This window comes from Dyadobacter fanqingshengii (assembly GCF_023822005.2).
In the GTDB taxonomy this organism is placed as follows: Bacteria; Bacteroidota; Bacteroidia; order Cytophagales; family Spirosomataceae; genus Dyadobacter; species Dyadobacter fanqingshengii.
Window position 1 is genome coordinate 125140 of the sequence record NZ_CP098806.1, and the last position, 14289, is coordinate 139428.

The window sequence follows — 14289 nt, forward strand, 5'->3', positions numbered from 1 at the left end:
AAAAATTATTTCGATATGCAAATATCTGATAATGTAAAAGATTCCTATTCTTCCCAGTATAACGACGACTCGGTTTCCTGGCGAAACACCGGGGCCAAATACAAGGCACAAAACATTGTCGCACTGTCAAAGAATATCAGTTTCAAAAATGTGCTTGAAGTCGGGGCAGGCGAGGGGAGCATACTTTCCTGGCTTTCTCAGTGGGATTATTGTCAAGATTTAAATTGCGTCGAGATTTCCGAAAGCGGAATCGGTCTGATAAAATCCAAGAATATCAAAAATCTCAACGACATTCTCCTTTTCGACGGTTACCAAATTCCCTATCCCGACAATCATTTTGATCTGGTAATCTGTTCACACGTATTAGAGCATGTGGAACATGAACGGATTTTGCTGCGGGAAATCAAACGTGTTTCGAAATATCAGATTTTCGAAGTGCCCATTGATTTTTCTTTTTATGTGGATAAAAAAGTGAAACATTTCCTTTCCTATGGGCACATCAACATTTATACACCCGCATTGCTCAGGTTTCTGCTCAGGTCTGAAAACTTCCAGATCAAAAGCGACATCTGCCACCTGTATCATGACGAAGTCATTAAACCGCTTTTCAAGAATAACCCGTCAGGGTTTTATCTGACTAAAATCAAGCATTTCGTCTTGCGGTTATTTCCGTATTTTTTGGGAATAAAACCCAATGCTTATGCAGTGTTGACGGAAAAGACTGAAAAGGATCTATCCATATTTTAAGTGACAGATTCGATACACTTGCCCCTTCAGATAGTCTACCAGGACGAAGAACTCGTCGTCATCAACAAGCCGAACGGCCTGCTCGTCCACCGATCGCCGATTGCCGCCGATGCAGATTTCTTCGCCGTTCAGCTGTTGAGAGACCAGCTCGGACAAAAAGTATTTCCTGTGCACCGGCTGGATCGGAAAACTTCAGGGGTCCTGCTCTTCGCCTTAAATGAAGAAATGAACAGCCTCATGCAGCAGCAGTTTCAGGACGGCAAGGTTGAGAAAACTTACCATGCCATTGTCAGAGGCTACACGCCGGACGTGCTCGACATTGATTACCCGTTAAAAAAAGAAGACGGCGCGATCCAGGAAGCCTTCACGTCCCTTCGCACACTGGCACGCACGGAAGTCGACTTCGCCATTGGCAAACACCCCACCTCGCGCTATTCCCTGGTAGAACTAAAACCCACCACCGGCCGCATGCACCAACTCCGCAAGCACATGGCTCACATCTTTCATCCCATAATAGGCGACCGCCCGCATGGATGCAACAAGCAGAATCGGTATTTTAAGGAACGGTTTGAGATGAATGAGATGCTGTTGCACGCGTCGGAAATCGAGTTTTTACATCCGTCTAAAATTCGGTTGGAAACACTCAGGGCTCCTTTTCAGACAAATTTTATTGCTGCGATGAATCTGCTGCATTTATCGTGACAAAAGAAGTCTCAGAAAGTCTTGGAGACATCCGATATGCTTAACAGGCATGCCTAACGCTAAGGCAAAAGTATCTCAGGCACCCTCATTGTGGAACGCCAAATTTCCATTTGTCGACTTTTCCATGCTTTCTGTCGACTGTTAGAACAAAAAGGCTGTCACCAGAATTATGGTGATAAATGTTCTATCAATTAAAAAAATGTCACGATTAAAAACCATACGCAGCGACTGGTTCGCTGACGAGCTGCTTATTATTACACAAATTAGCGGCGATATAGAAAATGCAGATGTAATTCGCTGGGAACAGACATTGCATGCAGCGCTGGATCAAGTGCCCGATTCGGGAGCATTCAAAATTTTCATAAACCTGTATGGTTTTAAGGCTGTCGATCTGGAAGCCCACAAACAGTTTCGCAACATTATCCCGCTCAACCTGGCCAGTTATGGCTGGAAGGTCGGCTACGTTGCGATGTTTCCGGAAGAGGCTGAAAAAATGATTATTTTTAAAAAAAGGAATGTTCAGTGCATTGCTGCTGCGCATTGTCATCAGGATGTTACCAAAATTGAGAAATACGAATCATTGTACAGCAGCGATAATGAGCACTTTTTTACAGATGCCGAAGCCGCAGATGCATGGATTCGTAGCTCAAACAGGTCCTGGTCCTAGTCTACATATTTGAGGCTAACAGCTGAATATGTAACCCCATTCGACTTTTTGGAGATATTTTCAGGAGATAGATTCCCTACCTTCTGCAAAGCATTATTACTTTGGTGTGCAGGTGCGCATTTACGGTCCTAAATTCCTGAGGCTAGCTCAGCCTGTTATGAAGGACTTTTGCATAGTAACCATGGGTATGAGTACGTAGCGGAGTTCTTTTTAGAGGGTAATCTAATAACTATGCGTTACTCGTTCTTCATTGGCTTTATAAATTTCGCTTTACTTTCAGGATCGTGCCTGCCGGCTCATGGACAAACGACAGCCCGGTTGACTGGCTTCGTGACAGATGCGGCGACAGGAAAACCTATGCAGTTTGCCAATGTATATGTGAATGGCAGCACGCAGGGGGCCGTTACGGACGATAAAGGAGCATATGCGCTTGCTGCAATTCCACTTGGTTCGGTCGAAATTGTTGCTTCATTTGTTGGGTATGAACCTGCTACGCAAAAAATCCGATTTGAAAATACGTCTCCACAAAAAGCTAATTTCCAGCTCAAAGTAAGTGAGCAAATGCTGGATGCCGTGACAGTCAGGGGCAATTCGAAGCGGTCAGAAAAACATTTACGACAGTTCAAAAAGCAACTCTTTGGCGAGCCGTTTGGCGGGCAGTGTCTGCTTGTAAATAGTGAAGTGCTCAATTTCAAAGAGGATAAGGGTCATCTGTATGCAAAGGCTAACGAGCCGTTAATCATTGATAATCAGGCGCTGGGATATAGGTTAATTTATGATCTACAACATTTCGATGCTGCATCGTCGGGAAAGGTATATTCTGCTGGAACCGCCCGGTTTGAAGAATTGAAACCCGAAAACGAACGCCAGGCCGACCGATTCAGGCGCAATCGGCTGATCGCTTATAACGGATCTACACGACATTTAATGGCCAGTCTCATCGACAACACCTTCGAGCAGGCTGGCTTTCTGGTTTATCAGGAGGATGCCACCAAGCCAATCTCCGTCGAACGTCGGACCATTACGCTTGCCGCTGCGATAGGCGAATACAAACGTTTGGTTCCCATTCAGGTTTCTAAGTTGATTCAACCGGGTCGGTTATCGACCGAACGCAGATTGGTTTCGCCCGCGAAACTGATCGTATTCTATACGAAAGCATCCTCGGGTTTCTCGCCCTATCCGGATGCTCGTTACGCTTATACGGAAATGAAACTGCCCAGTGGGCAGATGCAAATGACTGTCGATGGAATTATTACGATGCCTGAAGGTATGGAAGCGGAAGGTTCAATGGGTGATGACAGGCTATCGACCATGTTGCCCGCCGACTGGAAACCCCAGGTGAGCGGGATGGAGCCACTTACAACGGGCCCTCTGGCCTCGTTGGGAAAACTTGCGCCATCTGACACCTCTCTGGGAAGTATCAGTGCGGCTTTCAACGAACGATTCAAGTTGCTCGCTCCCGCATTGTTTGTGCACATTGATAAACCTTTTTATGCCACCGGGGACCGGCTTTGGATGAGCACGTACTTACTCGATGCTGTCAGTCACCAGCGGGCTGGTGGAGCGACAGCTATGCATGTCGACCTGCTTACCTCAACCGGGAAACTGGTTCAGCACCAGTGGGTACGCATTGCTGATGGACGTGGGCAGGGTAATTTTCGCCTGTCGGATACGCTTACAACGGGAACATATCGCCTACGCGCCTATACCGATGAAGATGATGCACAGCGACGCCCCGCGTTCGAGCGCTCTGTGGCTATCTATAATTTGTTTCGTAATGATGCATTAAAACACAGCGATTCTGTCGCGCAGCAATTAGACATTCAGATTTTGCCGGAAGGTGGTCGCTGGATTTCGGGATTGCCAGCGCGTCTGGGAATTAAAATTGTGGCGCCCAATGGCCACGGCCTATCCCTGGAAGGCCGTATCGTCGACGACTTAGGAGCTGAAATAGTTCGTTTTAAAACCAATCAGCAGGGGATGACCAGCGTGGTGATTGAGCCTAAGGCGCAGCGGACTTATTATGCAGATGTATCCTATAACAACCAACTGCAACACGTTCCTTTGCCTAAGCACGAACACGAAGGACTGTTGCTGTCAGCCGATGCGATTAGCGATACAACCCGCCTGGCACTGACGATCAGGAGTACTAACCAGACCGCGGCTGATTCTGTGTATATCCTTGTCCAGCAACGCGGTCTGATCGTCGATCAGCGAAAAATTTTCTTGCAAAATGGGTTGGCGAAGATAAGCTTGCCGATGATGGGCTGGTTGCCCGGTCTTGCGCAAGTCACACTTTACAATGCCGCAGCTAAGCCACAAGCCGAGCGATTGTTTTTTGTGCCGGAATTGGTTGCGCCAGTTCGTGTGACATTGAAATTCAACAAAACCAAATACCAGCCCCGTGAACAAGCCATCATTAGCGTCAATCTGAACGATAATGGATCACCTGCATCAGCAGCTTTATCAGCGTCGATTACCGATGCCAGTAAAGTGCCTGAGGACACCGCCGACGCCAATATGCCTGCGCACTTGCTACTAACGGGAGAGCTGCGGGGACATGTTGAAAACCCTAATCAATACATAATGAATCACTCGGCAGAAACCCGTAAAGCGCTGGACGACCTGCTGCTGACCCAGGGCTGGCGACGGGTTAGTGGCACGCCGGAAGCTGATTCGCTCGGTGGGGTATCGCTCAGCGGACGCATTTTAAATCTGAAAAATCAACCCATACCTGACGCGCAGATTGTTGTGGCGACCACAGGACCGGGGCAATCATTCGTGAAATCGGCAGGGGCTGACGAACAGGGGCGCTTTCGGATGGCGGGTATGGCTATTGCCGATACTGTAAAATTAATGGTGCAGATCGCTGGGCGAAACTCAAAAAAAATGTCTGCCAAAGAAGCTTTTCTGGTTCAGGACAGGCCCGGCAAACTATGGGAATTCGGTAAGATGACTGCTGCGCCAAACTGGCCGATGCTGCAAGCTGAGCTGAAAGCTGCGCGGATCAGGCAAGAAGCAAGCAATGATCTATACCGTGATAAAGCGGCAAAACAGCTAAACGAAGTAACTGTTCGAGCACAGAAATACAATGAAAGACCCGATGATATTCAAATGCGTAGTCTGCACAATGAGGCTGATGCCGTTGTTATCTTTGATGAAAAATCACCAGTTTATGCAAATTTATATGAAATGATCCGGGGGCGGTTTGCGGGCGTGACCGTACAACGGACTGCGCCCGCACCGCAAAAGCCGCCCGGGTATATGGTAACTGTACGTGGCGCGACTAGCTATAAAAGTGGTACGCAGCCATTGTTTCTGATTGATGGAGTGACTGTTCACGACCCTGATGGAACCGCTTTAATGTACTTCAGTCCTAGGGATTTTGAACGTGTCGAAGTGTTGAAAAATGCTGGTACGGCTGGTATTTACGGGGTTAGGGGAGGAAATGGGGTTATTGCATTTTACTCGAAAGGTGCACGTTCAATGCAGGTGAGCGCGAAACCGGGCGAAGGCATGACACCGATTGAATTCATTGGTTATCCATCCGTGCAGCGTGAATTTTATGTTCCACGCTACGATGCCGAGGTAACCGCCAGCACCATTTCCGGCCCCGTTGATGACCGGGATGTGCTATACTGGAAACCAATGATCCAAACCGATAGCCAGGGAAACAGCCAGCTACGTTTTCCGCTGTCAGACGTTGTGAGAACGCTACGCGTGGTGATACAAGGCATTACAGCTGATGGTCGTCCGGTGCATGGCGTTCAATTGGTTCAGATTCAATAAAATTGTGACTGAACCCGGATGTCGTAGTGTTATGATCAGACAACCTAAATTTATCGAAATAATATTGTCACAAAATTAACCCAAGCAAGACATAAGGGTAAACTTTATGGATGTAACAAAGAAAATCATCGTGCAAGCCACTTCTCATGCTGCATTTAACTCATTCATTTATGATTTGAATGCGTGGTGGCCGAAGGAATACACATGGTCGGGAGAGAAGCTGGTTGAAATCCGGATCAACCCTCAGGTCAATGGTTTGTGCACCGAAATAGGCCCGTTCGGTTTTCGATGCGATTGGGGTCGGGTCACGGAACTGACCAAAAATGTGCAATTAAGCTTTACCTGGCAAATCAGCCCAACGCGAATTCCCGAACCAAATCCGGATAAAGCGAGCTTGGTAACCATCCTCTTTACTGAATCGTCGCATGAAGTAACAGATATTACGTTGATCCACAGTAATTTTGAAAGCCACGGCGATGGCGCGACCGGGTATGCCGAGGCCATGGATTCGCAGCAAGGCTGGCCCAAAATTCTGGAAGCATTTAAAGCATATTGTGAAAATCAATAACCATAAGCATGTTCAGCGAAATTTCGCAAGAACTTAAAGCAAGAATGCTTTTGGACGCCAGGAAAGAGATCTATCAGCCATGCTTTGATGCAATTGCCAAAAAAATGGTTCGGAATGGTTTGATTGTGGCCGACAATGCAACGGATCAATTCCAGGCGCTGGAAGCCATGATCAACAATGCGCTCGCCGATCCCCGCTTCGACTGTCTCACCGTGCCAATTGGCAATGGAGAGTTTATTTGTCGGAGAAAATAGGAAACAGCGCATTTAAGAAAACACAAAAAAAGCCATGAGCAAAGAACATCACTACGCTGCAACAACCACATGGACTGGCAACAAAGGGGCCGGCACTGCCAGCTACCAGGCCTACGGACGTGATTATGTCATCGAAATTGAGAACAAACCAGCCATTCATGGCTCCTCAGATCCGGCTTTCAGGGGTGATCCCACCAGGTACAATCCGGAAGAACTGTTATTATCCTCATTGTCGTCCTGCCACATGTTGTGGTATCTTCATTTGTGCTCAGAAGCCTCTGTCAGAGTTGTCGAATATATGGATAAGGCTTCCGGGACTATGCTCGAAACGCCGAATGGCGGAGGCAGGTTTTCGGAAGTGTTGCTTCATCCGGTAGTGACCGTATCGGATCAGTCGATGGCAGAGAAAGCGATGAGCCTGCACGCAGAGGCAAACAAATTATGCTTCATTGCAAATTCGGTCAACTTTCCCGTTTTGCACCGTGCCATTGTTCACGTGGCAGATCTATAACGCCAGTTTGGAATTCCCTAATGAAAGACGCATTGCCATCGTATAAATCCTATTTGTTTTCAGTGGCTTATAATATTTTCCCCGATACGATCTTTTGTATTGATATAGATGAAATGACTTTTTCGAAAATGTATATTATGCGTAATCCCGACAAAATGAAAATGGGAAGTGAATGATGCCTGTTTGCTATTCATTAACACCAAACCGCATGGCGACAAGATGCTTTTTAAAGCCTGCTTTTTCATAGGCCCTGATAGCCGGAGCATTTTCGTCATACACGTCTAGCCGCAGCTCCGTTATGTCTTGAAGGATAGCCCATTTCTTCAATGTCTCGATCACTTTCTGATTTATTCCTTTTCCACGGTGTTCCGGCTTGACATACATAAAACCCAGATACGCATGCTGCTGGTGCTTTAAATAATGCCTGGCGTTTTCAATGCGTGCATAACCAGAGCCGACCAGCTCGCCACCAAGTTCTGCAACGACGATCTCAATGTGGGAGGCCACAATCATTTCCTCGATGTTATAATAATGGACAGGATCATTTTTGATCAGCGGATTAAAAGGGCGCTCGGCCATGATAACACCTTGCTCAAAAGATCTTAACGTGGACAAATCGGATATAGTAGCGGTTCTGACAAAAATTTCTGACATGTAACGGGGGAATAAATTGTTGTAAAAAAGCGCAGTGGGTGTTGAATTGGATTTCGATAAATCTATGGAAAAGTCCTGCCGTTTTGAACCAGTTCCATGAATGTTTCACGATAACTTTTGCTGAGCGGAACCTGTCTTTCTCCTATATAAATGGTGTTACCCTGCATAGCGTCAACCTTTGCAAAATTCACGATAAAAGAGCGGTGCACGCGCACAAATCCCGGCCGGGGCAGCACCTGTTCCATTTTGCCCAATTGGCCCAAAGTCATGATCTTCTCCTTCCCACTAAAAATAAGCACATATTCCCCATAGGCTTCAATGAGGTCTATGCTGCTATAAGCGATTTTGTGGATTTTAAAATCGGATTTAACAAATAGGTATTCATTATTAGGCCCATCGTTTCTTAATACAATATCAGCGTCGCCAGTAATAACGGGAACTTTGCTGTTAAGCAGGCCAATATATTCGATCGCACGACTTGCTGCCTGGAAAAACCGCTCGAAGGAAATTGGTTTTAGCAGATAATCCAGCACAAAAAGCTCGTAACCTTGCAGGGCGTATTCCGTGTAAGCTGTTGTAAGGATAGTAACTGGTTTTTTTTGTAATGACCTCAGAAAAGAAAGCCCGGTTACATCCGGCATTTGGATGTCGAGGAATAATAAATCAATTCGCTGTTTTTGCAAAAAACTTTGCGCCTCCATCGCAGATGCGCAGGCAGCAACCAGGTTTAATGCCGGTATTTTAGCCACATAATCGGTTAGCAGCCGCCTGGCAAGCAGCTCGTCATCTACGATCAGGCAATTCAAAATCATAAACGAAATATTTTTAAGCTGACTACAAATTTATCATCCACCTCAGATAGCTGCAATTCGTGATTTTCAGGGTAAATCAATTTCAGTCGTTTGCGCACATTAGCCAGCCCGATTCCTGCTTTTGGCTCCTGGCTTAAAAGTAGCTTTTTGGTATTTCTGCATTCAAAATGCATGGTTGCGGCACGGTCTACGCTTAATGAGATATGGATATACCCGTCGGGATTCGTATCCAAGTCTGAAAATTTAAAACTGTTTTCAATAAATACCAGAAGGAGCAACGGCGCAATGAAATGGTTGGGCTGCACGCCGGAGGTTTCAAACGCAATATGCTTTTGATAAGCATCCGATTTAAGCTGTTGCATGGCAATGATATTACGCAAAAACTCCACCTCTTTTTCAAGCTTAACGCGGTCGGCCTGACAATCATAAAGGGTGTAACGCAGCAATTCGGAGAGCTTCATAATCATGGGCGCAGCGTTGTCATCTTTGAGGTAGGCCAGCGTATACACATTGTTTAATGTATTAAATAGAAAGTGCGGGTTGATCTGATTTTTCAGGACTTGCAGCTCCGTCTCCAACTGTTCCCTGAGCAGCTCCGACTGGCGCTGCAATGCATAAAAGCGATCGGATGCAAACTTGTAAGCTGTACTAGTGATGTGGATCAAAAACAGGAAAAAATACATCCTGCCAAACTGGAATACCCGCGGATACTTGATTTCACGTTTGGCTGGTAGCAAATGCAAACCAGGCTCGGTAAGTTTCATAAAAAGTATGGTTAGCAGACAAATCAAGATCGCAACCTGTGCCGCGTGCGCCAGATATTTTCTTTTTTCGAGATAACGCGGGATCAAAAAACGGATCGTCACAAAAGCAACAATTCCCTGAACAGCCACATTGACGGTAGCTACCCAAACCGCATTGCCAAACGGTTGAAAACTGGAAAACAGGAAGAGCCAGATCAGCCAGTAACAAATCCAGAACAAATACGGATTGGCTAAATTATAGTTTCGCCCTCTGCTATCCATTGTATTTCAATCGTTTGTACCTGCAAGTGTAAGATAAAAGCGATTCACGCAAAAAAATCTCCGCTCAACTTACAAATTCCTCCTATGAACGAATCCTTTTTTCACATGAATGGACTTTGATAGTAGTTTCATACTGCTTAGAGGGAATTTGGCTGATTTTATGTGGGAAATCACCATACCCAATGAATACTTTTCCATTTGATGAATTTCCAAGGTTGGTTTGACACAGAAACAACCAAAATCTGTCTAACCATGGAAAAGAAACATGTGATCATTACTGCGCTTTTTGGCCTGGTACTCCTTTCAAATCCCTTGTTCGCACAAAAGTTGCTAACGGACAAACCCGCCGCAGAACGCGCTAAAATGCAGACGCAGCGCATGGCCAGCATCCTTAAACTAGATTCGGCGCAGATCCGAAAAGTGGAAAGTATAAATCTTGTGTACGCTCAAAAACTGGATCCGATCATGCTCGGCAACGCAAACAAAATGTCCAAACTGAAAGCCGTCCGGGCTTTACAAAGTGAAAAGGAGGCAGAACTGAAACAGGTTCTGAGCCAGGAACAATTCAATCAGTTTAAGCAGCAGCAACAGGAGAGAAAAGATGAAATCAGAAAGAACAGGAAGTCTTAGCCGGTTTTTGCAACAAGGCTTGCTAATGGCTGGATTGCTTTTGGCAGAGTGCAAAACCAGTGAACCGGCCGGATCTGAGATTTTGGATTCAGCCTATGGGCCAGGCTGGTCGGCTGTGCATGCCGACAGCCGCAATTCCGATTACTCGTCATTACAAGGTCCCCGCAAAGTTGAACTAGCATGGCAACGTAAGTTCGAAGGCACCATAAATCTTGGGCCGACCATCGGTAGGCAAGGACAAGTTTACATGACTACCAATGCAGGTGATTGCCATTTGTACGCATTGGATCCGCAGACAGGAAAAACGGTTTGGTGTACCGACAAGGTAAACAAGTTTGCCGTTGCTTCGTCTGCGCTCCTTGATGAGCAGGGACGACTTTTTATTGCTGACAACGAAGCCATGCATGCATTCGACGCGTTGGGGAACTTGCTTTGGGAAACGGAGATCCAGGGCTTTCCGCTCTCGGCACAATTTACACAGACTGGCAGGTTGATCTTCACTACGCACATCGGCATGATTTACGTGCTCGACAGAAAAAACGGATCATTGGTTTTAAACCCGCACCCGCTTTCAGGCGAACCTCCGTCTGATCCGAACTTTGATCCCAGGGCTTGTATGCGTGGTACTGCGGACTGCCCCTGCGCAAACACGCTTGCCATCGACCAGCAAACGGGCAGGTTCTTTTTTACTTACTGGGCACCGGGCGCGGTGCAAGCAGGCGTACGGGCAATGGTCTATTCCGAAAAGAACGGCCCGTCTATCAAACCATTGTGGGAGCATACAGCGCTACCCGGCGGCAGCGCTTCGAGCCCGGATATATCCGCAGACGGCTCGCGCATTTATGTCAACGACAATGCAGGCGGTCTGCATGCTATCGAGGCAGCGACTGGCAACAGTATTTGGGAATTTGCCATGGGTTATGAGCCCGGCGGGAGCCAATCCACCTCGCCCGAAGGCCTTATTATGCCTGCTGGCGGCGGTGGCGCGCCATTAATGTGCATTCAGGACATGGGACAGGAAGCTAAACTGGTGTGGAAAAATGACAGCCTGAACCACCTGGGATTGCCTATGCAGACGGCCGGAAACCTGGCTTTTGCCACCGTTGCAGGTTCACCCAACAAATCTTACAAAGACCTGGTGATCGTAAACACAAAAACAGGCGAAGTCCTTGATCGTGTGCATTTTCCCGGCAAAACGCTCTTTACGGTCGGCACGACCATAGGTGGAGAAGGCAATGTGTATGTGCCGGGCTTTGACGGGACTTTGTTTGCCTTCCGGCCGAAATAATTCTAGCTATTCAAAATTCAATTTTTATTCAAAAAACAAACAGCATATGATAACAATGCGAGTAATCTCAGGATTGATAATGCTCATTTCAATAGCGGCAAGTTGTCAGAACAGCACACCCGATCCTGGCAAGCCCAGTCAGCCAGGCCAACTAATGTCTGGCTATGGTGGCAGTTCTTATCAGCATGAAGAGGTGATCAAGAAAAATTACGATGACGGGCCCACAGGTTACTGGTTGTATCTGCCGTCATCTCCCGCGCCGGCCTTGGCACCGGTTATTGTGTTTAATCATGGCTATGGCGGCTGGAATCCGGCCAATTATGGAGCCTGGATCAAACATTTGGTAAGGCAAGGCAACATTGTGATCTATCCCCGCTATCAAAAGGACGCGCGGACCAAGCCGGCAGAATTTACGCCCAATGCCGCCGCCGCAATAAAAAGGGCCTTGAAGGTTTTAGCATCAGATGAATTGAAAATCAAAGCCGAGACAGATAAGCTTATTATCATTGGTCATTCCTATGGAGGTGTGGTAAGTGCAAATCTGGCACTCAATGCTGCCGAACTTGGCGTACCGATGCCAAAAGGCATCTTTTTAGCTGCCGCTGGCGTCGGGCCGGTTCCGTCCGGTCAGGCAAAATCCTATGCAGGTCTGTCCGAGTCCTTGAAGTTGCTAATGATCATTGAGAAGCAAGACACCGTCGTGGACAGCGTTTTTATGAAAAAAGTGTATAATGAATCACAATTGGTCAAAGCCGCCAATAAAGCGCTGCTGATGCATCTTCCGGATGGCTATGGAAGCGATTCGATCACAGCCGAACACAATGAACCAACGGGTGCCGACCTGGATTTTGACAGCAAAGACGGCAAACTGGCCGCTTCGCCGATAGTGGATGCCACCGACTATTATTGCTACTGGCGCCTCGCCGACGCCCTGATCGATTGCAGCAGGAACAACAAAGGATGCCCTACCGCCTTCACCGACACAAAAGAACAGACGTTCATGGGTAAGTGGAGCGATGGGGTCGAGGTTAAAAGATTAACGGGCCGCTAGTTTATTGCAAAACAGGTTCTATCTCCGGAATGTGTCCAGTCTGATGTAAGAGATAAAGAAACTATTTGCTGGAAAGTAACCAGGAGTCAATAAATTTTGGTTTTATTTAGGCAGCAGAAGCAAGATTTTTAATCTACCCTCTAAACCCCCTTCATGGAGCAAATCGTCAATTCAATTAATAGTGTGATTTGGAGCAACGCGCTCATTGCACTCTGCCTTGGAACAGGGATCTATTTTTCGATAGTTACCCGCTTTTTACAAGTCAGGTTTTTAAAGGATATGGTCACCTTGCTTTTTGGCAATAAGGCATCTGAGAAAGGTGTCTCATCGTTTCAGGCTTTTGCGATTGCAATATCGGGAAGGGTAGGTACCGGTAACATTGCGGGTGTCGCAACTGCCATTGCAATGGGAGGACCCGGCGCCGTATTCTGGATGTGGGCGATTGCATTTCTAGGCGCGGCATCGGCCTATGTTGAAGCCACACTCGGGCAAATCTATAAGCAGGTCAAAGACGGGCAATATCGGGGAGGCCCCGCATTTTATATAGAAAAAGGGTTGGGCGTAAAATGGTACGCAACACTGTTTGCAGTTGCTACCATTGCCAGCACCGCATTGTTTTTGCCCGGTGTCCAGAGCAACAGCATAGCTACGAGCGCAAAAACTGCATTTGACATCCCGGTTGAAATGACGGGTGCGGCCATTACAATCATGCTCGGGCTGATCATTTTTGGCGGAGTAAAACGGATTGGTAAGGTGGCTGAACTGGTTGTCCCGTTCATGGCGGGTGCATATATTCTGATGGCGCTGGTCATTATTGCCATCAATATCACGCAAGTTCCCGCGGTATTTGGTCTAATCTTGCGCTCGGCATTTGATATGGAACCCGCATTTGCCGGCATTTTTGGCATGGCTGTTTCCTGGGGTGTTAAGCGCGGTATTTATTCTAATGAGGCAGGGCAGGGCACAGCACCACACGCCGCTGCTGCCGCAGAAGCGAGCCATCCCGTTAAGCAGGGCCTTGTTCAAGCATTTTCCGTCTATGTTGACACTTTATTTGTATGTACGGCCACAGCATTAATGATTCTCTTTACAGGCAAGTTCAATGTGGTCAATCCCAATGGTGGGTTTCTCGTAGAAAACGTGAAAGGCATGGCAATCGGATCCGAATTTACGCAGCAGGCGATTAACGCGCACTTTCCAGCTCTGGGAAGCGGATTTGTCTCCATAGCGCTGCTGTTCTTTGCATTTACGACCATCATGGCCTATTACTACATTGCAGAAACCAATCTTAGTTATTTGATGAAGGATGGTGACAGCAAAATAATGCTTTGGATGTTACGAGGCTTGATCATGGCTGCTACTTTTTACGGATCTGTGAAGACTGCCGAACTTGCCTGGACAATTGGGGACATTGGCGTAGGAATGATGGCGTGGCTTAATATTATTGCCATTCTACTGCTGAGAAAGCCTGCACTGGACGCTTTGAAAGATTATCAGGCGCAGAAAAAGCAGGGCAAAGACCCCGTCTACAATGCTTCTAGGCTAGGAGTGAAAAATGCAGAAGAATGGATTTGAAATTGCAAGAATGAAA

At 47.0% G+C, this 14289-nt stretch carries 14 protein-coding genes; 11 read left to right on the top strand and 3 right to left on the bottom strand.

Features of this window, described 5'->3' with window-relative positions; translation table 11 throughout:
* Positions 1 to 15 precede the first annotated feature (15 nt).
* The 7 genes from NFI81_RS00480 (at position 16) to NFI81_RS00510 (ending at position 7238) form a co-directional block, all read left to right on the top strand.
* The gene (locus NFI81_RS00480) at positions 16 to 747 is read left to right on the top strand and encodes a class I SAM-dependent methyltransferase (RefSeq protein ID WP_234614837.1); all 732 of its coding nucleotides are present in this window, start codon (positions 16 to 18) and stop codon (positions 745 to 747) included.
* Positions 748 to 1449, top strand: coding sequence for a pseudouridine synthase (locus NFI81_RS00485; RefSeq protein ID WP_234614836.1), 702 nt, complete (start codon positions 748 to 750; stop codon positions 1447 to 1449).
* Between the two features lie 199 nt (positions 1450 to 1648).
* On the top strand, positions 1649 to 2116 hold the full coding sequence (locus NFI81_RS00490; RefSeq protein WP_234614835.1) for a hypothetical protein: 468 nt from the start codon (positions 1649 to 1651) through the stop codon (positions 2114 to 2116).
* 231 nt (positions 2117 to 2347) lie between these two features.
* Positions 2348 to 5905, top strand: coding sequence for a carboxypeptidase regulatory-like domain-containing protein (locus NFI81_RS00495; protein WP_234614834.1), 3558 nt, complete (start codon positions 2348 to 2350; stop codon positions 5903 to 5905).
* A gap of 106 nt (positions 5906 to 6011) precedes the next feature.
* Complete coding sequence (locus NFI81_RS00500) at positions 6012 to 6473, top strand: SRPBCC domain-containing protein (protein WP_234614833.1); 462 nt, start codon at positions 6012 to 6014, stop codon at positions 6471 to 6473.
* Positions 6474 to 6481: 8 nt separating this feature from the next.
* Positions 6482 to 6727 carry an O-methyltransferase gene (locus NFI81_RS00505; RefSeq protein ID WP_234614832.1) on the top strand — a complete coding sequence of 82 codons (246 nt, stop codon included), beginning with the start codon at positions 6482 to 6484 and terminating at the stop codon, positions 6725 to 6727.
* Between the two features lie 34 nt (positions 6728 to 6761).
* Positions 6762 to 7238 carry an OsmC family protein gene (locus tag NFI81_RS00510; protein WP_234614831.1) on the top strand — a complete coding sequence of 159 codons (477 nt, stop codon included), beginning with the start codon at positions 6762 to 6764 and terminating at the stop codon, positions 7236 to 7238.
* Positions 7239 to 7424: 186 nt separating this feature from the next.
* Here NFI81_RS00510 and NFI81_RS00515 read toward each other — a convergent pair whose 3' ends face one another.
* The 3 genes from NFI81_RS00515 to NFI81_RS00525 all read right to left on the bottom strand — a co-directional run bounded on the left by NFI81_RS00515 (position 7425) and on the right by NFI81_RS00525 (position 9729).
* Entirely contained in the window at positions 7425 to 7892 is a 468-nt protein-coding gene (locus tag NFI81_RS00515) for a GNAT family N-acetyltransferase (RefSeq protein ID WP_234614830.1), read from the bottom strand.
* Positions 7893 to 7954: 62 nt separating this feature from the next.
* Positions 7955 to 8704 carry a LytR/AlgR family response regulator transcription factor gene (locus NFI81_RS00520; RefSeq protein WP_234614829.1) on the bottom strand — a complete coding sequence of 250 codons (750 nt, stop codon included), beginning with the start codon at positions 8702 to 8704 and terminating at the stop codon, positions 7955 to 7957.
* Positions 8701 to 9729: a sensor histidine kinase gene (locus NFI81_RS00525; protein ID WP_234614828.1), complete on the bottom strand. Its 1029-nt coding sequence runs from the start codon at positions 9727 to 9729 to the stop codon at positions 8701 to 8703. The genes NFI81_RS00520 and NFI81_RS00525 overlap by 4 nt, the downstream gene beginning before the upstream one ends.
* 252 nt (positions 9730 to 9981) lie before the next feature.
* Between NFI81_RS00525 and NFI81_RS00530 the strand changes: the two genes are divergently transcribed.
* The 4 genes from NFI81_RS00530 to NFI81_RS00545 all read left to right on the top strand — a co-directional run bounded on the left by NFI81_RS00530 (position 9982) and on the right by NFI81_RS00545 (position 14273).
* Positions 9982 to 10359 (top strand): DUF4890 domain-containing protein, encoded by a 378-nt coding sequence (locus NFI81_RS00530; RefSeq protein ID WP_234614827.1) that lies wholly within the window; start codon positions 9982 to 9984, stop codon positions 10357 to 10359.
* Positions 10331 to 11647, top strand: coding sequence for an outer membrane protein assembly factor BamB family protein (locus NFI81_RS00535; RefSeq protein ID WP_234614826.1), 1317 nt, complete (start codon positions 10331 to 10333; stop codon positions 11645 to 11647). Before NFI81_RS00530 ends, NFI81_RS00535 begins: the two co-directional genes overlap by 29 nt.
* Positions 11648 to 11726: 79 nt before the next feature.
* Positions 11727 to 12698, top strand: coding sequence for an alpha/beta hydrolase family protein (locus NFI81_RS00540; RefSeq protein ID WP_254410605.1), 972 nt, complete (start codon positions 11727 to 11729; stop codon positions 12696 to 12698).
* A 153-nt stretch (positions 12699 to 12851) separates the two neighbouring features.
* Complete coding sequence (locus NFI81_RS00545) at positions 12852 to 14273, top strand: alanine/glycine:cation symporter family protein (RefSeq protein ID WP_234614824.1); 1422 nt, start codon at positions 12852 to 12854, stop codon at positions 14271 to 14273.
* Positions 14274 to 14289: the final 16 nt, after the last annotated feature.